The following is a 20,683-nucleotide window of genomic DNA, read 5'->3' as shown; positions in this document are numbered from 1 at the left end:
TTATGTCTGGCGTTTAGCTTTGAGTGCCTTGTACACACAAGGAATACTTATGGCTCATTACTTACTTTCAAGCAAATCTAAAACATTATCCCTTAAACACATCTTCCGTCTAAGTGAAGATGAAGCCTTCCAACTTTTAAAAGCAAACCGTTGGGGAAATCTCTGATAGAATCATAGAAGTAGCACGTCTAAATTACAGAATAAGTCACTTAGGATAACCACTCAATATGTTTAAAATATCAGCAATTAAACTCATCAAAAAATTTCTCTTGACATAGCTTAGGCCTTTTTTGAACTGGTTATATTCAAAAATACAAAAAATTTCAAAAAACACTTGACAAAAGAAAGTGCTTGACAAGCACCCTATAAAATAATATCTTTTTGCCCACAGAGAATAGTCCCTTTATTATGACTTTGCTTTTTAAGCCTAAAAAGGCTTGAAAATTTCAGAGTTATAATGAAGGGATTTTTGTTTCTATGGCACAACATTTTCGGTTATCAGCGACAGCACGCCAACTATCTGTGGATAGCTTGGTGAGCTTGTCTGATGACGAGATTTTTCAGCTATTAAAACAAGCTCGTTGGGATAATGTAGATGGGATGAATGATGTTATTTGTCCGCATTGTCATACTCGCCACCACGCCTATTTCATTTCTACTCGTAAACAATGGCAGTGCAAACATTGCCAACATCGTTTTTCTATTACAGCAGGCACTATTTTTCAAGGTGCAAAACTTTCTTTGCGTAAAATTGTATTGGCAATTTTCTATTTTTCGACTGAAAGCAAAGGATTATCTGCTATTACGCTATCACACAAGCTCAACGTGCAATATAAAACAGCGTGGGTATTGCTGCATAAATTTCGTGAATCGCTTGATAAAGCCAAAGATTTAACACATTTAAGTGGCGAAGTTCATATTGATGGAGCTTACATGAACAACTACATTCGTCCTAAAAACTTTCTCCATAAACGTATTGATAGACGAAAGAAACGTTATCAGCGTGCAGATAAATCTTGTGTATTGGTATTCCGCCAACGTGCCGCTAATCAAGAAGTGATGAAAGGGGCTGATAGAAGTATTGTAGCCTTAATTAAAGAAGAAAATACGCAAGATATACTTCATTTAACGCAACGTCTAGTCAAGCAAAATAGTACCATTCATGCTGATGAAAACTCTGCTTACGACAGTTTAGCCTTTCATTATGATTTATGGCGAGTAAACCATTCGAAAGAGTACTGTTCGATTGACGGCGTAACGAATAACCTAGCCGAATCCTTTTTCGCACGGTTACGGCGAGCAATTACAGGTGTCTATCATAAGATGAACAATAAATATCTGATGTTTTATGCAAATGAAATAGCGTGGCGAGAAGATAATCGCCGAAAAAGTGTAAAAGAGAAATTTGAGCAATTACTAAAATGTTGCTTAAACACCTTACCATCACGAGATTTTACAGGGTACTGGCAAGGCAATAAAAAACCAGAAGCTAAGTTTGGCTTAGAAAGCCTATATGCTTCAAATGACTTTCACTATTCATTGGTGGCATAATGCAAGCATTTATTTTAATCTACATTCTTACATTAAATGTCTTTTATCAACGAGTAAAACGACTACGCTTTTTCTACTATGTAATGTTATTGGCGATCATCATCACAATAAGCCATTACTTGATTGTGAATTATCAAGATACGCCAATATATTATGCCATAGCAATAGGCAATACTTGGGTAATATTGCTTGAACTCATCACGCTTATCGCAGGCTTAATTTATCGATTTGGTTATTTAAAAACACCTATCCCTGATGCAAATACAATTTTGACAATGCCTACATTGGCACTCTTTCCCTATATTAGCCTATGGGGAAAGATGAAAAATGAACATATTGCCTATTGGGAAAATTTCACTCGTTAATAAGGAAAAACAATGACAGACACATCACTTAACGTTGATTTACGTAAAATGTCCTATGAAGATTTTAAGAAGTTTATGAAAGGATTAGCGATGATTTATTCAGAATCCACTTTTGATTTCAGTTTCTTTTCCCTGCATAAATCCTTGAGTAGTATCGCCAAACAAATAGATCGTCCGCTATATAGCTTATTTACCATTTATGGTGCGTACGAAATCGCAGATAATCAAGTGGTGTTAGCCATTTTTGATATATGCATCAACCTTGATGACGATGAAAGTGAAGAAAACAAAAGACCTAAAGTAGAAGTGAGCTTTGCAGAAGATACCACTCGTTTGCGTTGTCCAATGAGTGTAAGAGATTTACTCACTCAATCAGATTATGTATTACGAGCAGAGCAAGCCTTTCCCCGAATAATGGAAGAAATGCTCTTGGAAAGGGAAAAAGAAAGACGAAAATCAGCACCTATCACGTTTACTGATGAAGAACTTGAGTTACTATTAGAAGGTAGCATTCCATTTGAATAAACAAACATTACTAGCTCTAACTTATTAAACTAAAATGCCTTTAACTTTAATTAGTTAAAGGCATTTTTTATTGCGGTTAGATTTGAGTTTAGGCTTTGTGCAACTGCTACATAATACCGGATTTTTTGCAAATTTCACCGCTTGTTATTTATCCATTATTTTGCTGACGCATCTTCATACAACCACCTCGCGACACGTTTAGCAAAGTAAGTTAAAATACCATCCGCTCCTGCTCGTTTAAAGCAGAGTAACCCCTCCATAATGCACTCACGCTCTTTTAGCCAGCCATTTTGAATCGCAGCCATATGCATTGCATATTCGCCCGAAACTTGGTAGGCAAAGGTTGGCACACCAAAGTTTTCTTTCACCCGCCACACCATATCCAAATAAGGCATTCCTGGTTTTACCATAACCATATCCGCCCCTTCTTGAATATCAATTGCCACTTCGTGTAAGCCCTCATTACCATTCGCAGGATCAACCTGGTAGGTATATTTATTGCCGCCTTTTAAATTACCGGCAGAACCGACAGCATCACGAAATGGCCCGTAGTAGTTAGAAGCGTATTTTGCGGAATATGCCATAATTTGAGTATTAACAAAACCATTTACCTCCAACGCTTCACGAATTTTGCCAATTCTTCCATCCATCATATCACTTGGTGCAACAATATCCGCTCCTGCTTCTGCGTGGGATAAAGCCTGTTTTACTAACACCTCAGTGGTTATGTCATTGAGCACATAACCTGTTTCGTCAATAATGCCGTCTTGTCCGTGAGTAGTAAACGGATCTAAGGCGACATCGGTAATCACACCAAGCTCAGGATATCTCTCTTTTAATGCACGCACTGCACGCTGAGCCAAGCCTTCAGGATTATACGCCTCCTCCGCCATTAAGGATTTTTTTGCATTGCCCACCACAGGGAAAAGGGCTACCGCAGGTACGCCATATTTCACGAGTTCTTCCGCTTCAATTAAAAGTTGATCGAGAGTTAAACGTTCCACACCAGGCATAGAAGGCACTGATACACGTTGGTTTTCACCTTCAATCACAAACACAGGATAAATTAAATCATTTACAGTTAATTGGTTTTCTGCCACTAAACGACGACTAAAATCGTGTTTGCGTAAACGACGCATACGGCGTAAAGGATATTGGGATTGAATTACTTGCATTTTAAATTCCTTAACTCCTAAAAATAAAGGCACAGCCTCAGGTGCTATGCCTTTTTAAATAAATAGACTATTACTGTGCAACCTGCTCTGATGGCTCATCATCTTTTGGCCGATAAAATTTAGCACACAGCACCCCCACCTCAAACAGCAAACACATTGGAATTGCCAATAAGGTTTGAGAGAAAATATCAGGTGGTGTGAGAAACATACCAATGACAAAAGCAGCCACAATAATGTAAGGGCGTTTTTCCTTTAAATCTTCAGGGGTTGTTACCCCTGCCCAACACAATAAAATGATAGCAACAGGCACTTCAAAACAGACACCAAACGCCATAAAAATAGTTAAAACGAAATCTAAATAGCTGCTAATATCGGTTGCCATTGTTACCCCTTCTGGTGCAGTTGAGGTTAAGAAACCAAAAACTAATGGGAACACCACATAATAAGCGAAAGCTACTCCACAATAAAATAACAATGTGCTTGAAACCAGCAGTGGGTAAACCAAGCGTTTTTCCTGTTTATACAAAGCAGGGGCAACAAAAGCCCAAATTTGATACAAAATAAAAGGCACAGATAAAAACACTGAAACCACAATCGTCAATTTAATGGGTGTAAAAAATGGCGTTGCAACATTAGTGGCAATCATCGTTGCCCCTTCAGGCAGGTTCTCTGTTAAAGGGGTTGCCAATAGAGTATAAATATCATTTGCCCAATACACTAACGCACAAAACACGACTAAAATGCAAATAACACAGCGTAGTAATCGGTTTCTGAGTTCAATTAAATGCGAAATCAGCGGTTGGGATTCATCAGCGTCTGCCATACTCTTCCTCCTGTGATGTCTTAGCTATTTCAGCCGTATCAGGCACTGCCAAATCATCGTCTGATGGATAGTATTTAGAAATATCAACTGACTCTTCCATTTCAGCAAGTTCAGCAATTTCATCTGATGACAGCTCGCTTTCTGCTTGAGTAACATTTAACTGCTCAGACAAATCATCTACAAGCGGTTGCTTTTCCACATTTTTTTGCAATTCTTGAGCTTCTAACTTTTGGTTTTCTTGCTCAATTTGTTGCTGAATTTCAACAACCTGCTCATCCGTTAGTTTCAACACTGTTGCGGATGTAGTAGCATTTTTGTCAAACTCATTTTTGGCAGAGTGAATAGAATCTTGAAGCTGCGTGGCAGAGCTTTTTAGATCTTCCACCGTTTTACTTAACTCAGGCGAGAGAGAACTCAAATTCAGCTCTTCCGCCTTTTTGATGCTCTCTTTTAACTCTTGCAGCTTAAGCTCTTGAGACAATTCATTTTGCACATTTGCGGCTAAACCTCGAATTGTACTAATCCAGCCCATTACGGTGCGAATTGCAATCGGCATACGTTTTGGGCCTAGAACCACTAAGCCCACAACCATAATTAGCACTAATTCAGAAAAACCTACATCAAACACGGATTAAACCTGCTCTTTATCTTTTACAACGGTTTGCTGTTGCTCTGTTGAAACGCTTTCTTTTACTTCAACCACTTCAACTTTTTCAAATCCTGCGTCTTTTTTTTCATCAGACATTGCTTTTTTGAAACCCTTTACCGATTCGCCTAAGTCAGAACCTAAAGTGCGTAACTTTTTGGTACCAAAAAGTAAAACAATAATTGCCACTACAATCAGAAGTTGCCAAATACTAATACCGCCCATAAAAACTCCTTTGTTTAGTTTAGGTAAATAAAATCTTGCTTATTATATGCCAGTTTGGCATATAAAAAAGGGATTTCGCAAAAAATTATGAAAATATGACCGCTTATTTACGCTGTATCAAAATTAATAACAGTGGAAACAGCGTTAATAATGGCACACTTAGCCACATTGGCAAAGATTCAAATTTCCAAAATGTGCCAAAGATCACAATTGTTGAGAGCGAAAGCACAATAAAACGACGATTAGTATTTAAATGCTGAGATTTCAAACTTTCATTGATTTCAGCTAAACGGAAGTTAATCTGCTTTTGTTGCTGCAAAGCTTTAAATAAGGCCTCAGGAAATTCAGCAAAATACTCACGATATTGCGGCAAACGCTGTTTTATATCCCGAATCATTGCTTTTACGCCAACTTGTTCATCTAGCCAATTTTGTAAAAATGGCTTCGCAGTTTGCCATAAATCAAGCTGTGGATAAACCTGTCTGCCCAATCCTTCGATATAGAGAAGCGTTTTTTGCAACAGCACCAGCTGTGGCTGCACTTCCATATTAAAATCTCTCGCTACATTAAACAGATTCAACAACACCTGCCCAAATGAAATTTCTGACAATGGTTTGGCAAAAATTGGCTCGCACACTTCACGGAAGGCTTGCTCGAATTTATCAATATCGGTATCTGGCGGTGTCCAGCCTGATTCAACGTGCATTAATGCTACACGGCGGTAATCGCGATTGAAAAAAGCCACAAAATTTTCGGCTAAATAACGTTTATCATTATGGTTGAGCGTGCCAACAATACCGCAGTCAATGCCAATATATTGTGGATTTTCGGGGTGATTTGGGTTCACAAAAATATTGCCTGCGTGCATATCAGCGTGAAAAAAACTGTCTCGAAACACTTGGGTAAAAAAGACCTGCACACCACGCTCTGCCAGTAATTTCATATCTGTACCGTTGGCTTTCAGTTCAGCAATATTGGAAACAGGAATACCGTAAATTCGCTCCATCACAATCACATTTTTATGGCAAAAATCTTGATACATTTCTGGCACATAGAGCATTTCACTGTTTTCAAAATTTGCTCTCAATCGAATGGCATTGTGCATTTCTTTGCGTAAATCAAGCTCGTCTAAAATGGTTTTTTCGTACTCTCGAACCACCTCTACCGCACGTAAACGCTTGCCATCATTCGATAATTTCGGAATAAGCTGGGCGATTTTATACATTAACGCCAAATCGGCTTTAATAACAGGCTCAATACCTGGACGAATCACTTTCAGCACCACATCTTTACCTGCAAGCGGTTGATTTTGGTTAAATTTTGCCGTATGAACTTGAGCGATAGAAGCAGAAGCCAAAGCAGTTTCATTAAAATCATCAAACCACGTTTCTAAAGGTGCCCCCAAAGCCTGCTCAATAATTTTACGCGCAACGTTGCCATCAAAAGGCTCTACATTGTCTTGTAGCAAGGCAAGTTGGTCAGCCAACTCTGGCGCAAAAAGATCACGACGAGTGGCAAGCATCTGCCCCAACTTAATCCAAACAGGCCCAAGCTCTTGCAAAGCCAAACGCAAACGCACGCCATAAGGTTTTTCATTATGTTGATTTTTAACCCAAAACAACACCTTATGCCCTAGCCTCATTTTGCGAGTAAACGGAATATTCGGCATCGCCTCATCAATGCCATAGCGAAGGAAAGTGCGGATAATGTAATAAAAGCGTCGAGTATTTCTAAATTGCATTAATGAATTCCTAATTTTGCAAATTTTTGCTCTAATTTAACCGCTTGTTGGGCGAGTTCTGCTACTTGATCGTAGAAATGAACCGCTTGTAAGCGGTGTACCAACACAGGGCGTTCTTGCATTAAATTCTCAACTAAATGTTGGTTATTTAGCTCGAACTGAGATTTTATTTTGCCCGCCACTTTTTTCGCAAAATCAGTTGAGGCTTGTGCTAACACATCGCCAATAAAAGGGGAGAGTAGCTCCGCTGGGTCTTTTTCTAGCTGTTCGAGTAACGCGGTGAAATGTTGTAAAACTTGAATATCGCCGTGTAAAATAAGTGATTTATTATTAATCAGTTCGGTAAGTTTTTGCTTATCTGCCAGTTTTGGGAGCGTTTCAAACGCCAGTTGTACGGAACAATCAGGCTCTCCCTCATAATTGCCTAGCCAATCTATCCTCTTCTCACTAAACAGTAGAAAAAAGTCTATTTTGGGCGAAGTTAGTGCAATTTTAAGCACTTTTCCGTTCAGTTTTCGTAAATTCGGTTCAATATGCGGTGAGCGTTTGAGCAAGGCATTAAAGGCGGTTTCAATTAAACCGAATGTAAATTGAGGGAGCATCAAATGTTGTTTGAGATTAGTTAACATAATGAAACCGTTAAAATTTATAGCCTCGGTGCAATGCCACAATGCCTGCACTTAAATTGTAGTAATTCACGCTTTCAAAGCCCGCTTGTTCCATCATTGCCTTGAGCTCATCTTGTTTTGGGTGCATTCGGATTGATTCCGCTAAGTAGCGGTAACTTTCGGCATCGTTTACCACAAGCTCACCTATTTTCGGCAAAATATTGAACGAATAGAAATTATAAAGCTGGCTAATTGGGTCGATAATCGGTTTTGAAAATTCCAACACAAGTAAACGACCGCCCGGTTTTAGTACTCGGAACATTGAACGTAATGCTTTATCTTTATCAGTCACATTACGTAAACCAAAACTAATTACAATGCAATCGAAAGTATTATCAGCAAATGGCAAGCATTCCGCATTAGCTTGTACATAACCCACATTACCAACCACACCTAAGTTGCGTAATTTTTCTCGCCCAACTTCAAGCATTGAGCTATTGATGTCCGCTAAAATTACGTCGCCTGTTTCGCCAACCATTCGGGAAAATTTTGCAGTAAAATCGCCCGTACCGCCTGCCAAATCCAGCACTTTTTGCCCTTTACGAACGCCACTACAATCAATGGTAAAACGCTTCCATACACGGTGAATGCCAAAAGAGAGTAAGTCATTCATTAAATCATATTTGCCGGCTACCGAATGAAACACATTCGCCACAAGCTGCTGCTTTTGTTCTTTCGCAACGGTTTTAAAGCCGAAATGAGTGGTTTCTAATTGTTCAATTTGTTCGGATTGCTTAACGTCATTCATAGCCAATTCTCTTTCATTAAAATTTAGGTATAACCATAGCAAAAAAGCGGTCGATTTTCCTTAATATTTTGCAAAAATGTTGTCTCAATTTTGAAATGGTCAATTTCATCAAAAAAATAACCGCTTGTACATTTTGCAGAAATTCAACAAATACGCCCATCACACCGCCTCGCAGACATTCTTGACCGATTTTCCTAAGTAAGCCACCGCTTTCTTGACTAAAAACCTCAAATTCTGTAACATTCGCACACTATTTTTTATTGAGGATTACACATCTTGGACAGTCATAGTCGATACTTAACACTTTAATCTATCTTGTCTAACCTCAAGTTACCGACAAGATCGGTAATGCTTTCCTAGTATCTTTGCTCCTTTTTGTTCTAGCCTCCTAACCATTCGGAGCTTAATATGATCCGTGCTTTTGGATTGGATAACGCTCGTTTAATCAGCGTTGATGAAACGAACCCCATATTATTAAATGATGCCATTTGGATTGACTTGGTTGATCCAACCGAGGCAGAACGTGGCGTATTAGAAAGTCGCTTAGACCAAACCCTTGCTGAAGAACGTGAATTAGAAGACTTAGAAGCATCTGCTCGTTTTTTCGAAGATGAAGACGGCTTGCATCTACACTCCTTCTTTTATTGCTTAGATGATGATGGTTATGCTGATATCGCAACCGTTGCATTTACTATTCGAGATGGGCGTTTATTCACTTTTCGTGATCGAGATTTGCCTGCATTTCGTTTATATAGAATGCGTTCACGCCGTGAAAAATTGATTGATAGCAATGCGTATGAATTATTACTTGATTTATTTGAAACTAAAATTGAGCAGCTAGCAGATGTCATTGAAGAAGTCTATTCCGATTTAGAAAAATTAAGCCGCGTGGTGTTAGATGCTAAACAAGAAAAAGATAACTTTAATGATGCACTTTCTCGCTTAACCGAATTTGAAGATGCAAGCTCAAAAGTACGCTTGTGTTTGATGGATACGCAGCGTGCGTTAAGTTTCCTCCTGCGTAAAACTCGTTTACCAAATAATCAGCTTGAACAAGCACGCGATATTATGCGAGATATTGAATCACTCCAACCGCATAATGAATCTCTGTTTCAGAAAGTGAATTTTTTAATGCAAGCAGCAATGGGTTATATCAATATTGAGCAGAACCGTATTATGAAATTCTTCTCAGTGGTGTCTGTGATGTTCCTACCTGCCACGCTAGTTGCCTCTACTTACGGGATGAACTTTGAATTTATGCCCGAATTACAGTTTAAATATGGCTATCCTATGGCAATTGGTTTGATGATTATCGCCGCCTCAGCACCTTATCTTTACTTTAAACGTAAAGGGTGGTTATAAAATACAACCTGTAGTTTGATACACTACAGGCTTTCTTATTCATGAAAAATAGATGAGGAAATATTTATGTTCAGCAAATTACATCTTTTTGGCGTGATGATGAAAAACGCGATCATCAAACACCCAATAGAAATTTTATTCGTTACCTATGTGACCGCAATATTGCTCCCTAACATAGGGGACTATAGCCTATTTAAGAAATTTGAAAATTTACTCGCCCTTGCTCCAATTTGCTTTATCGTGCTTTATTTAGCTCGCAATACTAAGGCTTATTGGCTTTTAGTGCTGCTGCCGATTGCAACTGCACTCTTTTTTAATGAAATCAAAATCGAACTTCTTGAAGATTCACGTTATTGGGCGATCGCACTTTGTATTTTCTTATGTTTAATCAGCCAGCATTGGCATAAAAATAACACGCATTTTGTCAGTGAAATGGTCAATAAACTCGTAAATATTGGCTTTGCTTTTGTATTAGCAACGATTATTTTTGCAGCATTAAGTTCGATTACTTTTGCCATTACCGAGCTATTTAATCTTAATAGTTACCACGATTCTCTGTTCCAACGGTTTTGGGTATTTGCTATCATTTGGGCTTTCCCTGTTCTCTTTCTAACACTTGAGAACCAAGATTCTGCCGATGATTCTACCTATTTAAACCGCATAGGCGAAATGCTACTGAATTGGATTTTATCACCGGCATTGATTATCTATACTGCCATTATTTATGCTTATGTGGTTTATATTATTATCCGAGGCGAAATGCCAAATGGAGTGGTGGCAAACGTTGCATTCCCCTATTTAATTATTGGTTTGGCAATACAAGCGGTGCAATTATTGCTACAAAATGCAAAATGGCAGTGGTTCTATCGTTACTATGTTTATTTAGCCTTATTGCCACTCGCTTTAGTGTGGTATGCCATTTACATTCGCCTAAGCAATTATGGCTTAACTGAAGCCCGTATTTATTTAGCGATTGGAGCTATTACTTTATCCATCTGTTATGGATTATTGCTAGTACAACGTTTCGCTCAATACCGCTTATTCTCTGCAGTTTCGATTGCAGTCATTTTGATTTCAGTATTTGTTTTAGACCCACAACAAATGGCGATTAAAGACCAAACCCAGCGTTTAGATCGCTATTTGAACGAACATAACTTGCTAGATAAGAATAATAAAATCGATAAAGAAGCCGTATTTAAGCATAAACAATTACTAGGCGATAACCATGCTGAAATTGAACGTTTTGATTCAATGGTGAGCTATGTTGCAAGGGAATTTCGCTCTGAACAATTTAAAGAAAAATATGGTATTGAGTCATCTTATGAACTGATTAGCGAGAGAGATTATAATGAGAATCCACGCATCTTTGAAACCTCTGATCTCAGCCCTATTCGCTTAACCAAAACCGATATGGAAAATGTGAAAGAGTTTATTGTTCTTGAGAGAAGGTTTTATCGCGCAATCCATATCTATACTCGAAGAACCGAAGAAGATAGAAATCAGTGCCAAACGTTAATCTATCAAGGTTATGATTTTACCACTAATGAATTTAATGCGGATAATTATACCAAAACCGCCCAAGCCTGCGATGAAATAAAAGCCCCGACGGAGTTTATCATCGCCTTTAAAGGCATTGAACCAGAAATTCAATTTAATATAGACGATGAAGTGCGAAAAATTTTCGCTAAACACAAGTTAGACATTACGCAAACTCATCAATATGAAGTATTGGAAAACATAAAATCCGATCTACTTAACATTGATTTAGGTAGTGCGGTGTTATCACTGAGTGATATTCGACTTCAGTTTGAAGATAATATTGGCTATATGGTAGATAATTTCAGTATGAAATATTTGATGTTTAAATAACGAAAAAGCGGATTATTTTTTAATAATCCGCTTTTAATTTCAACTAAGCCAAACTTGCCACCATCACCGCTTTAATCGTGTGCATTCGGTTTTCTGCTTGTTCAAATGCGACATTCGCGGGTGATTCAAACACCTCTTCGGTTACTTCAATGCCATTTGCTAATGCAGGATATTTTTCAGCGATCTCTTTACCAACTTTGGTTTCACAGTTATGAAATGCCGGCAAGCAGTGCATAAATTTTACTTTAGGATTGCCGGTCAATTTCATTAATTCAGGTGTTACTCTGTAAGGCATTAATAAATCAATACGCTCGCCCCAGCTGTCTAACGGCTCACCCATTGAAACCCACACATCGGTATGCACAAAATCTACGCCTTTAACCGCTTTCTCAATATCTTCAGTCACGGTAATTCTCGCCCCCGATTCCGCTGCGAATTTCTGGCACATTTCCACAAACGAATCTTCAGGCAATAAGGCCTTCGGAGCACAGATTCGTACGTCCATTCCCAACTTCGCCCCAATTAATAGCAACGAGTTCCCCATATTGTTGCGAGCGTCGCCAATATACACATAGCTGATTTGACTAAGCGGTTTTTCACAGTTTTCGATCATCGTTAAAACATCAGCCAACATCTGCGTTGGATGAAATTCATCAGTTAAACCATTAAATACAGGTACGCCTGCATAATCAGCAAGCTCTTGTACAACAGATTGTTTAAAACCTCGGTATTGAATCGCATCATACATTCTGCCTAGCACACGAGCCGTATCTTTCATTGACTCTTTATGCCCAATTTGCGATGAGGTTGGATCAATATAAGTGATATGTGCTCCCTGATCGTAAGCTGCCACTTCAAAAGCACAACGCGTACGGGTTGAGGTTTTCTCAAAAATTAAGGCGATATTTTTGCCTTTTAACTTTTGTTGCTCTGTGCCTGCATATTTGGCACGTTTTAAATCACGAGCTAAATCTAATAAAAAACGAATCTCACGCTCGGTATGATTAACTAAACTTAATAAATGTCTGTTTTTTAGATTAAATGCCATTTTGTTTCTCCCTGTAAACATTAAAATAATTTTTATGCAAAATTATTGCATAAAAACGCAAAATAAAGCAAATGGTTAAGGCAAATAAAATTCGCCCTTACCAACTTCAATCACGTTGCCGCCCACAAAAATAGTGTTTTGACTATCCACTTTTAACGATAAACGATTTGGGCGGTGAATTTCATCACCTTGTGTAATTGTCAGATTGATTGGCGTTAAACCTTTTGCAATATGCCAACCACCTAAATTTGCTGCTGCAGAGCCCGTGCCAGGATCTTCTACCACCGCACCTTGAGTAGCAAAAAACAAGCGAACTTTTGCTTCACATCCTATTCTGTGCCAGACATAGAGACTATCTTTGATTACCTTATTATGTATAAATAAATTTGCATTTATTTTGCAATTTTCGACCGCTTGTTGAGAAGTTAGCTCAATCAGTAACTGTTCTACGCCAGTGTTTACGTAGCAAGGTTCGGAGGCAATATCACTAATATCAAGTCCTAAAATATCAGCACATTCAGCACAGCTTAGTGGTGCATTTTCTGACTCAACGCCATTTTTTAAGGCAAAGGTAACCACATCATTTTTATGCTGAATTTCCACCAAACCAGCGTTGGTTTCAAGCAGATAATCAGCTGGCAAATTCAAGCGTGAAGCCAGCACAAACTCCGCCCCCACCGTGGGATGACCAGCAAACGGCATTTCGTCATCAGGCGTAAAAATTTTCAGTTTTTTGACCGCTTGTAAATGAACTGAGGATTGAATAAAAACCACTTCGGAAAGATTAAATTGACGGGCAATAAGCTGCATTTCGCTCTGGCTCAAGCCATCAGCTTCATAAAACACCGCAAGCGGATTGCCACCAAAATGAGTTTCCGCAAACACATTCACTAGCTGATAATCATAACTTCTCATTTCTTTTCCTCTATAAATAATCAAATTCTATCATTTTGATTGTAAAACAACCAACTCTATTCGTTATTACCCTTTAGAGTTAGTTGTTTTTGATTTATTTCAAAGTTTTAACAAATGGTAGGGAGTAAACTTGCTTCCAGTGATTATTTTATTTTTATTGAGGTTCGTATGCTTTATGTAGAATTTTTACTTTTATTAGCATTTTTATATGCAGGTAGCCGTTATGGTGGTATCGGTTTAGGGGTTGTATCAGGTATTGGCTTATTCGTTGAAGTTTTCTTCTTAGGTATGCCACTTTCTGCTCCACCAATTAGTGTTATGTTAGTTATTTTAGCTGTGGTCACCTGCGCTTCTATTCTTGAAGCGGCTGGCGGTTTAAAATTTATGTTGCAGATTGCAGAACGCATTTTACGCAATAATCCTAAACGCATCACGTTCTTAGGCCCACTTGTTACCTATATTATGACCTTGATGTTAGGTACAGGCCACTCTGTTTACTCTATTATGCCGATTATCGGTGATATTGCTTTAAAAAATAAAATCCGCCCAGAACGCCCAATGGCGGCGGCATCTGTTGCTTCTCAATTAGGGATTACAGGCAGCCCACTCTCTGCAGCAGTTGCTTACTATTTAACCGAAATTACAAAATTACCTGGGTTTGAAGGTGTTACGCTCTTAAATGTAGTGAGTGTAACCATTACAGCCACTTTCTGCGGTGTGATTGCAATGTCTTTATATAGCTTACGTCGTGGTAAAGAGCTTGAAGATGATCCTGAATACCAACGCCGTATGCAAGACTCTGCCTTGCGTAAACAAATTGAAGAAACCAGTGCAACCTCGTTAGATGAGCAATTACCTGCTAGTGCAAAAAATTCGGTGTACTTATTTCTAACCGCAATTGCGACTATTGTGGTGATTGCGATGCTTCCATCTATCAAACCAACAGTTGCAGCAACAGGTAAAGTTGCTGGTATGGATCAAATTATCCAAATCGTGATGCTTACTTTCGGCGGTTTAATCTTAATTTTAACCAAAACTGATCCCAAAAAAGTACCAAACGGTATTGTATTTAAATCTGGTATGGTTGCGGCAATCGCCATTTTTGGTATTGCGTGGATGAGTGATACCTACTTCACTTACGCAATGCCCTCATTCAAAGCAAGTGTAATGGAAATGGTTCAAGCCCAGCCTTGGACATTTGCTTTCGCTATGTTTGCGGTATCTGTCGTGGTAAACAGCCAAGCGGTAACCGCGAAAATGTTATTACCAGTCGGTATTGCGATGGGCTTACCAGCACCATTATTAGTTGGTTTAATGCCCGCGACTTATGCTTATTTCTTTATTCCAAACTATCCATCAGACATCGCAACAGTAAACTTTGACGTAACAGGCACAACCAAAATCGGTAAATACTACTTTAACCATAGCTTTATGGCTCCAGGTTTAGTGGGGGTAATTACTGCCTGTGTCGTAGGCATTACTATAGCGAATATATTAATCTAAAATAGGCATACGGCTTATTATTACTTATTCTTGAATTACATATAAGGGCGAATCATTATTCGCCCTTATATCTTAAGCCAAAAAGCTATGCTCTGGCTAAAACCCACACCTGAATTTCTTCAATGCCACTTTTCAATAATTCTGCACAAATAGCATTTAAGGTTGAGCCTGTTGTCAGCACATCATCAATAATAGCAACTCGTTTATACTTTTTTATCGGTTTATAATTAAAAGCTCTTTTTAAATTTTTACGGCGTTCATTTGCAGTGAGATCTCGTTGTGAAATAGTCTGCCGATTTCTTATTAAACTACTATTATCTAACGGAATAGCCAACCATTTCGCCAACCAACGCCCTAACAATTCACTTTGGTTAAAGCCTCTTTTCCAATATCTTTGCCAAAATAATGGCACAGGCATAATCACTTCAGGCAATATCAACGCTTGCTCTCTCTGAGCTTGCTTAATAGCGAGTAACAATTGCCGAGCAAGAGCTTGATCGAGCCAATATTGTTGCTGCAATTTAAATCTATGCACCCAATGAGAAAGTGGTGATTTATACTCACCTACTCTAACTAACTTATGCCATTTCGGTTCATTTTTTAAACAGAATCCACAATAATGACGATACTCTAACGCACTCATTCCACAGTGGTAACAATACGGCTGACTTTTAACTAATTGTTGGCAACCACTACAAAAGCCGTGAGCGTCAATTGATAAAACGCTATCGCAATGAAAGCAACGAAAGCCAAATAAATTCATCTTTTCTCCTTTTCTTGTCAGATTATCAAACTTAGTGCTAATTTTTCGCACTATTTTTGTGACATTACTCGAAAAAAGAGTAAAATCTTACTATTAAAAATACAAAGGAAAAACAGATGAATAGACCACAAAAACCAATCAAAATTGTTTTTTTCGATATTGACGAAACCTTGTATGTAAAACACAAAGCCTACATTCCAGTATCAATTAGCGAACAAGTTCTGCCTCGCCTAAAAGCAAAAGGCATTATTCCTGCTATCGCCACAGGCAGAAACCACGGCTGTTTTCCCGAAGCCCTAAAGCCTTATTTAGATCCTGAAACTGGTTTTGAATTATTTGTTACTATCAACGGGCAATATAATTTCTATAAAGATCAACTCATCAGCGATTATTCTCTTAGCCGTGAGCAAATTGAGCGAATTATTCGCAAATCGAATGAATTAGGCATCGCTTATGCCTTTGTAACACCGATGACGATTGCGGTTTCTGAAACCAACCCCATCGTGCACGAAGCCGTTTTGCCTATCACGCCCAATTATTTAATCGATCCGCACTACCACGAAAAAGAACACATTGTCCAAATGCTATTGTTTTACACCAAAGCGCAAACACAAGCGGTCGAAAATAGTGGGATTTTTGCAAATGATTTAAAAGAAGCTCGTTGGCACCCAAATGCGGTGGATATTCTCAGAAAAGAAAATTCTAAAGCACGCGGTATTCAAGATGTATTGGCAAAACTGAATATTGATATTGAAAGCTCAATGGCGTTTGGCGATGGATTTAATGATATGGAAATGCTACCCACTGTCGGCCTTGGTGTAGCAATGGGCAATGGCGAGCCAGAGCTCAAGGCTGTGGCAGATTTCGTCACCAAACCCATTGAAGAAGACGGTATTTTATACGCATTAGAAACGCTTAACGTGATTTAAATACAAGCGGTTGTAAATTTTCCTTCATTTACAACCGCTTGTATTATCTCCGCCTGAATAACCTATCGCCCGAAATTGCTAAAATTGCACCAACAACTACCACAACAGCACCGATATAACCTATCCAATTCATATCAGGCTCTGCAAACATTTCAGGGAAGAAATAATGTCCAAGCAATGAAAAAATCATAGTAAAAATCGGCAGCATCGTGGTGACTACGCTCACTTTTGAGGCGTCCCAATGATTAAGAGCCTCGCTGTAAGCTCCATAGCCAATTACGGTATTTACACAACAAAAAATAAAACATATCCATAGGAAAACGCCTTCAATATGACCAATTTGGGCAGGAGAAGCAAAAGGCAACATCGTCATTGCACAACCACAGTAAATAACCATTAACGCTTGCTGTGGAGTAAATTTAGCTAGCAATAACTTTTGAGCAAAGGCATAAATAACCCAAACTAAACTCGCAGCGATACCAAATAAAATACCTAATGAATAGTCGTTAAGCTGCAAAATCTCACTGAATTTATCGTTGAAAAAAGCAATTAAGCCAATCATTAATAAGCTAGAACCTAGCTTTTGAAAAACACCAAATTGCTCCTTAAAAACCAGCACGCCTAGCAAAATCATTGTAAAAGGAGCTAACAGCCATAGCACCTGATTCGTTGTAGGAGAAATATAATTTAATGCTTGAGCAAACAAAAAGAAGTTTGCCGATAAGCCTAATATAGCCACAACAAACAAACCCAGCTCTTTTTTACTACAAGTGGCTAAATTTGGTAATTTTTTTGCAAATGCTAAAATGCAGAATAATCCCAATGCTGCGGCTAAAAACCTAAACCAAACTAGAGTTTGAGCGTCCATTGCTTTGATGACTTGCTGTGTAGCAATAGGCGATGTTCCCCAAGCAATTGCAGTAATTAAAGCAAACGAAAATCCTAAAAATGGTCTTTTTTGCTGCATTTTTCTTCCTTGTATTGAGAAATTGTAATTTTAGCATACAAAAAACCTCGCAAGTTGCGAGGTTTTCTTTTGCAATTTTAGCTTTGAAATGATTAGTCAGCAATGATGCTTACATATTTACGGCTTTTATCACCTTTCACTTCAAACTTAACTTTACCGTCAGCGGTTGCAAATAAAGTGTGGTCTTTACCCATACCTACATTTGAACCTGCATGGAATTTAGTACCACGTTGACGAACAATAATGCTACCTGCTAATACAGATTCACCACCGAAACGTTTAACACCAAGGCGTTTAGCTTCAGAATCACGACCGTTACGAGTTGAACCACCAGCTTTTTTAGTTGCCATCTTCTAGATCTCCTCTGAAATTATGCTTGAATCCCAGTGATTTTCACTTCTGTGAACCACTGACGATGACCTTGTTGTTTACGGCTGTGTTTACGACGACGGAATTTAACGATTTTAACTTTCTCGCCACGACCTTGTGCTACAACTTCAGCCACTACTTTTGCACCAGCAACTACTGGTGCACCAATTTTAACATCTTCACCGTTAACGACCATTAACACTGAGTCAAATTCAACTTTTTCACCAGTTGCAATTTCAAGTTTTTCTAAACGAACTACTTGACCTTCGCTAACACGGTGTTGTTTGCCGCCACTTTGGAAAACTGCGTACATATTTACTCCGCTATGTGCCAACTGCTTTTGCGTTTAGGCACTTAATTAATTCATAAAAATAGGGTTGCAATTCTACGAAAAAACTCTAGAAAGAGCAAGCAGGATTTTTATAAAAATATAGAAAAATTTATAGTCTTCGATTTTAGCTAATAAAGGCAAGTTCCCATTAAGCAGAAAAATGAACCTTTTCTATACTCAACAACCACAGCATATCATAAAAGAAAATTATGGGTATAAATGCTTTCTGAAATTATTTTTTGAAGCTAGGCTGATTTAGGGTAGAATATGGGGCAAATTTTACCTCTTAGGTGTAGATGGAAGCAAATGACCACGCAATTAACTCTCGAACAAATTCAAGCCCTTGCGAATGAGGATATGCAAGCGGTAAATGCAGAAATTTTGGCTCACCTTAATTCGGAAGTTTTACTGATTAACCAGCTCGGGCATTATATCATCGCAGGTGGTGGTAAACGCATTCGCCCTTTAATTGCAGTGCTTTCAGCACGAGCGTTGGGTTATAAAGGTAAAAAGCATATTACTGCGGCAGCCTTTATTGAGTTTGTGCATACAGCAACCTTATTGCACGATGATGTGGTAGATGAATCTGATATGCGTCGTGGCAGACCCACTGCAAATGCGGAATTTGGTAATGCTGCAAGTGTTTTAGTTGGTGATTATATCTACACTCGTTCTTTTCAGATGATGACGGATTTGGATTCTCTTCGCGTGCTAAAAGTGATGTCTTCTGCAACTAACGCTTTGGCGGAGGGGGAAGTTCAACAATTAATGAACGTAAACGATCCAAACACCACTGAAGCGAACTATATGCGTGTAATTTACAACAAAACCGCACGTTTATTTGAAGCAGCAACACAATGTGTGGCAATTGCAGCTGACTCAAGTGAAGAAATCGAAAATGGCTTAAAAGACTACGGCTGCTATTTAGGCACAGCCTTCCAGTTAATTGATGATATTTTAGATTACTCTGCCCAAACAGAAAATTTAGGTAAAAATATAGGTGATGATTTTGTAGAAGGCAAACCAACGCTTCCACTATTACACGCAATGTATTCCGCAGAAAAAGCAGGCAAGGCAGCACAGGCAGAACTTATCCGCCACGCGATTGAAAACGGGGGAGAATTAGAACAAATTCCTGACATATTAGCAATTATGGCAGAACATCGCTCACTTGATTATGTGATGCAAAAAGCCCGTGAAGAAGCACAAAAAGCAGTAGATGCCTTAGCCGTATTACCAGAGAGTGAATATAAACAGGCATTGATTTCATTGGCATATTTGTCGGTGGATAGATCGTATTAACCTGTTACTTTCTTTGCTTGCAAATATAAATAACCCAAATTTCCCACAAATTTAAAATCGCTCTGGCGGTTCAAAAGGGAATAATAATTTCATAAATAACAATATATGACCCAACCAATTGAACATATTGAAAGCGTGCGTGCTAGACGCAGAGCTCAAAATCAAAAAAAAGACGCAAATGCTCCTTTTGTGCGTGAGAAATTAGCACTGCCGAACGGTCACAACAAGCTGTTATTACACTCTTGCTGTGCACCCTGTTCGGGCGAGGTAATGGAAGCTATTCACGCCTCTGGCATTGAATTTACCATTTACTTCTACAACCCCAACATTCACCCACTCAAAGAGTACCTCATTCGTAAAGAAGAAAATATCCGCTTTGCCGAAAAATGGGGGATTCCGTTTATTGATTTAGACGATGACTACGAAAACGATCGCAAAGAGTGGTTCAAAAAAGCCAAAGGTATGGAATGGGAGCCTGAGCGTGGCGTTCGTTGTACAATGTGTTTTGATATGCGATTTGAGAAAGCGGCGGAATACGCTCATCACAACGGTTTTCCTGTATTTACTAGCTGTTTAGGTATTTCTCGTTGGAAAGATATGCACCAAATCAACGACTGCGGACACCGTGCTGCCGCCAAATTTGATGATGTGGTTTATTGGGACTACAACTGGCGTAAAGGCGGTGGCTCGCAACGAATGATCGAAATCAGCAAACGAGAGCGTTTCTACCAACAAGAGTATTGTGGCTGCGTCTATTCCCTGCGTGATAGTAACAAATGGCGGTTAGAAACAGGGCGGCAAAGAATTGAAATCGGCAAACTCTATTATTCGCCAGATTAACATACCGAGCTCGACAAA

At 38.7% G+C, this 20,683-nt stretch carries 22 protein-coding genes and 1 pseudogene; 10 read left to right on the top strand and 13 right to left on the bottom strand.

Annotated elements, in window-relative coordinates:
* Positions 1 to 49: 49 nt before the first annotated feature.
* The 4 genes and pseudogenes from GM698_RS06760 to GM698_RS06745 all read left to right on the top strand — a co-directional run.
* Positions 50 to 160, top strand: a pseudogene (locus tag GM698_RS06760) (DDE transposase); the annotation flags it as partial.
* 317 nt (positions 161 to 477) lie between these two features.
* Complete coding sequence (locus GM698_RS06755; protein WP_176811922.1) at positions 478 to 1,551, top strand: IS1595 family transposase; 1,074 nt, start codon at positions 478 to 480, stop codon at positions 1,549 to 1,551.
* The gene (locus tag GM698_RS06750; protein ID WP_176811923.1) at positions 1,551 to 1,916 is read left to right on the top strand and encodes a hypothetical protein; all 366 of its coding nucleotides are present in this window, start codon (positions 1,551 to 1,553) and stop codon (positions 1,914 to 1,916) included. The genes GM698_RS06755 and GM698_RS06750 overlap by 1 nt, the downstream gene beginning before the upstream one ends.
* A gap of 12 nt (positions 1,917 to 1,928) precedes the next feature.
* Positions 1,929 to 2,441, top strand: coding sequence for a hypothetical protein (locus GM698_RS06745; RefSeq protein WP_176811924.1), 513 nt, complete (start codon positions 1,929 to 1,931; stop codon positions 2,439 to 2,441).
* Between the two features lie 155 nt (positions 2,442 to 2,596).
* Here the strand turns inward: GM698_RS06745 and hemB are convergent, their stop codons facing one another.
* The 7 genes from hemB to ubiE all read right to left on the bottom strand — a co-directional run bounded on the left by hemB (position 2,597) and on the right by ubiE (position 8,467).
* Positions 2,597 to 3,616, bottom strand: coding sequence for a porphobilinogen synthase (gene hemB / locus GM698_RS06740; protein WP_209289152.1), 1,020 nt, complete (start codon positions 3,614 to 3,616; stop codon positions 2,597 to 2,599).
* Positions 3,617 to 3,686: 70 nt separating this feature from the next.
* Positions 3,687 to 4,439 (bottom strand): twin-arginine translocase subunit TatC, encoded by a 753-nt coding sequence (tatC, locus tag GM698_RS06735; protein WP_176807404.1) that lies wholly within the window; start codon positions 4,437 to 4,439, stop codon positions 3,687 to 3,689.
* Positions 4,426 to 5,067, bottom strand: coding sequence for a Sec-independent protein translocase protein TatB (gene tatB / locus GM698_RS06730; RefSeq protein WP_209289151.1), 642 nt, complete (start codon positions 5,065 to 5,067; stop codon positions 4,426 to 4,428). The genes tatC and tatB overlap by 14 nt, the downstream gene beginning before the upstream one ends.
* Positions 5,068 to 5,070: 3 nt before the next feature.
* The gene (tatA, locus tag GM698_RS06725; protein ID WP_159628569.1) at positions 5,071 to 5,310 is read right to left on the bottom strand and encodes a Sec-independent protein translocase subunit TatA; all 240 of its coding nucleotides are present in this window, start codon (positions 5,308 to 5,310) and stop codon (positions 5,071 to 5,073) included.
* Positions 5,311 to 5,413: 103 nt separating this feature from the next.
* A complete protein-coding gene (gene ubiB, locus GM698_RS06720) occupies positions 5,414 to 7,051 on the bottom strand; it encodes a ubiquinone biosynthesis regulatory protein kinase UbiB (RefSeq protein WP_209289150.1) in 1,638 nt (545 codons plus the stop codon).
* A complete protein-coding gene (locus tag GM698_RS06715; protein ID WP_176807408.1) occupies positions 7,051 to 7,680 on the bottom strand; it encodes an SCP2 domain-containing protein in 630 nt (209 codons plus the stop codon). Before GM698_RS06715 ends, ubiB begins: the two co-directional genes overlap by 1 nt.
* Before the next feature lie 10 nt (positions 7,681 to 7,690).
* Complete coding sequence (ubiE, locus tag GM698_RS06710) at positions 7,691 to 8,467, bottom strand: bifunctional demethylmenaquinone methyltransferase/2-methoxy-6-polyprenyl-1,4-benzoquinol methylase UbiE (RefSeq protein ID WP_176807409.1); 777 nt, start codon at positions 8,465 to 8,467, stop codon at positions 7,691 to 7,693.
* 408 nt (positions 8,468 to 8,875) lie between these two features.
* On the opposite strand from ubiE, the gene corA reads away from it, so the two are divergent.
* Together corA and GM698_RS06700 are read left to right on the top strand one after the other, a co-directional pair.
* Entirely contained in the window at positions 8,876 to 9,829 is a 954-nt protein-coding gene (corA, locus tag GM698_RS06705; protein ID WP_176807410.1) for a magnesium/cobalt transporter CorA, read from the top strand.
* A 66-nt stretch (positions 9,830 to 9,895) separates the two neighbouring features.
* The gene (locus GM698_RS06700; protein ID WP_209289149.1) at positions 9,896 to 11,698 is read left to right on the top strand and encodes a DUF4153 domain-containing protein; all 1,803 of its coding nucleotides are present in this window, start codon (positions 9,896 to 9,898) and stop codon (positions 11,696 to 11,698) included.
* A gap of 43 nt (positions 11,699 to 11,741) precedes the next feature.
* On the opposite strand, the gene GM698_RS06695 is transcribed toward GM698_RS06700, so the two are convergent.
* Both GM698_RS06695 and GM698_RS06690 read right to left on the bottom strand, forming a co-directional pair.
* On the bottom strand, positions 11,742 to 12,746 hold the full coding sequence (locus GM698_RS06695) for an ornithine carbamoyltransferase (RefSeq protein WP_209289148.1): 1,005 nt from the start codon (positions 12,744 to 12,746) through the stop codon (positions 11,742 to 11,744).
* A gap of 75 nt (positions 12,747 to 12,821) precedes the next feature.
* Positions 12,822 to 13,661 (bottom strand): PhzF family phenazine biosynthesis protein, encoded by an 840-nt coding sequence (locus GM698_RS06690; RefSeq protein WP_209289147.1) that lies wholly within the window; start codon positions 13,659 to 13,661, stop codon positions 12,822 to 12,824.
* 168 nt (positions 13,662 to 13,829) lie between these two features.
* On the opposite strand from GM698_RS06690, the gene GM698_RS06685 reads away from it, so the two are divergent.
* Complete coding sequence (locus GM698_RS06685) at positions 13,830 to 15,164, top strand: anaerobic C4-dicarboxylate transporter (RefSeq protein ID WP_176808963.1); 1,335 nt, start codon at positions 13,830 to 13,832, stop codon at positions 15,162 to 15,164.
* An 85-nt stretch (positions 15,165 to 15,249) separates the two neighbouring features.
* Here GM698_RS06685 and GM698_RS06680 read toward each other — a convergent pair whose 3' ends face one another.
* A complete protein-coding gene (locus GM698_RS06680; protein WP_176807414.1) occupies positions 15,250 to 15,927 on the bottom strand; it encodes a phosphoribosyltransferase family protein in 678 nt (225 codons plus the stop codon).
* A 116-nt stretch (positions 15,928 to 16,043) separates the two neighbouring features.
* Between GM698_RS06680 and GM698_RS06675 the strand changes: the two genes are divergently transcribed.
* Positions 16,044 to 16,856, top strand: a complete 813-nt coding sequence (locus GM698_RS06675) for a Cof-type HAD-IIB family hydrolase (RefSeq protein WP_176807415.1) — start codon at positions 16,044 to 16,046, stop codon at positions 16,854 to 16,856.
* Between the two features lie 43 nt (positions 16,857 to 16,899).
* Here the strand turns inward: GM698_RS06675 and GM698_RS06670 are convergent, their stop codons facing one another.
* The 3 genes from GM698_RS06670 to rplU form a co-directional block, all read right to left on the bottom strand.
* Complete coding sequence (locus tag GM698_RS06670) at positions 16,900 to 17,823, bottom strand: DMT family transporter (protein WP_209289146.1); 924 nt, start codon at positions 17,821 to 17,823, stop codon at positions 16,900 to 16,902.
* Positions 17,824 to 17,915: 92 nt separating this feature from the next.
* Entirely contained in the window at positions 17,916 to 18,173 is a 258-nt protein-coding gene (rpmA, locus tag GM698_RS06665) for a 50S ribosomal protein L27 (RefSeq protein ID WP_159628582.1), read from the bottom strand.
* A gap of 20 nt (positions 18,174 to 18,193) precedes the next feature.
* Positions 18,194 to 18,505, bottom strand: a complete 312-nt coding sequence (gene rplU / locus GM698_RS06660) for a 50S ribosomal protein L21 (protein WP_025218095.1) — start codon at positions 18,503 to 18,505, stop codon at positions 18,194 to 18,196.
* Positions 18,506 to 18,829: 324 nt separating this feature from the next.
* On the opposite strand from rplU, the gene ispB reads away from it, so the two are divergent.
* Together ispB and GM698_RS06650 are read left to right on the top strand one after the other, a co-directional pair.
* The gene (gene ispB, locus GM698_RS06655) at positions 18,830 to 19,825 is read left to right on the top strand and encodes an octaprenyl diphosphate synthase (RefSeq protein WP_176807417.1); all 996 of its coding nucleotides are present in this window, start codon (positions 18,830 to 18,832) and stop codon (positions 19,823 to 19,825) included.
* Positions 19,826 to 19,930: 105 nt separating this feature from the next.
* The gene (locus tag GM698_RS06650; RefSeq protein WP_176809291.1) at positions 19,931 to 20,665 is read left to right on the top strand and encodes an epoxyqueuosine reductase QueH; all 735 of its coding nucleotides are present in this window, start codon (positions 19,931 to 19,933) and stop codon (positions 20,663 to 20,665) included.
* Positions 20,666 to 20,683: the final 18 nt, after the last annotated feature.

It is taken from the genome of Mannheimia sp. ZY171111, assembly GCF_017750945.1.
In the GTDB taxonomy this organism is placed as follows: Bacteria; Pseudomonadota; Gammaproteobacteria; order Enterobacterales; family Pasteurellaceae; genus Mannheimia; species Mannheimia pernigra.
This window is presented reverse-complemented; position numbering and strand designations above follow the sequence as displayed.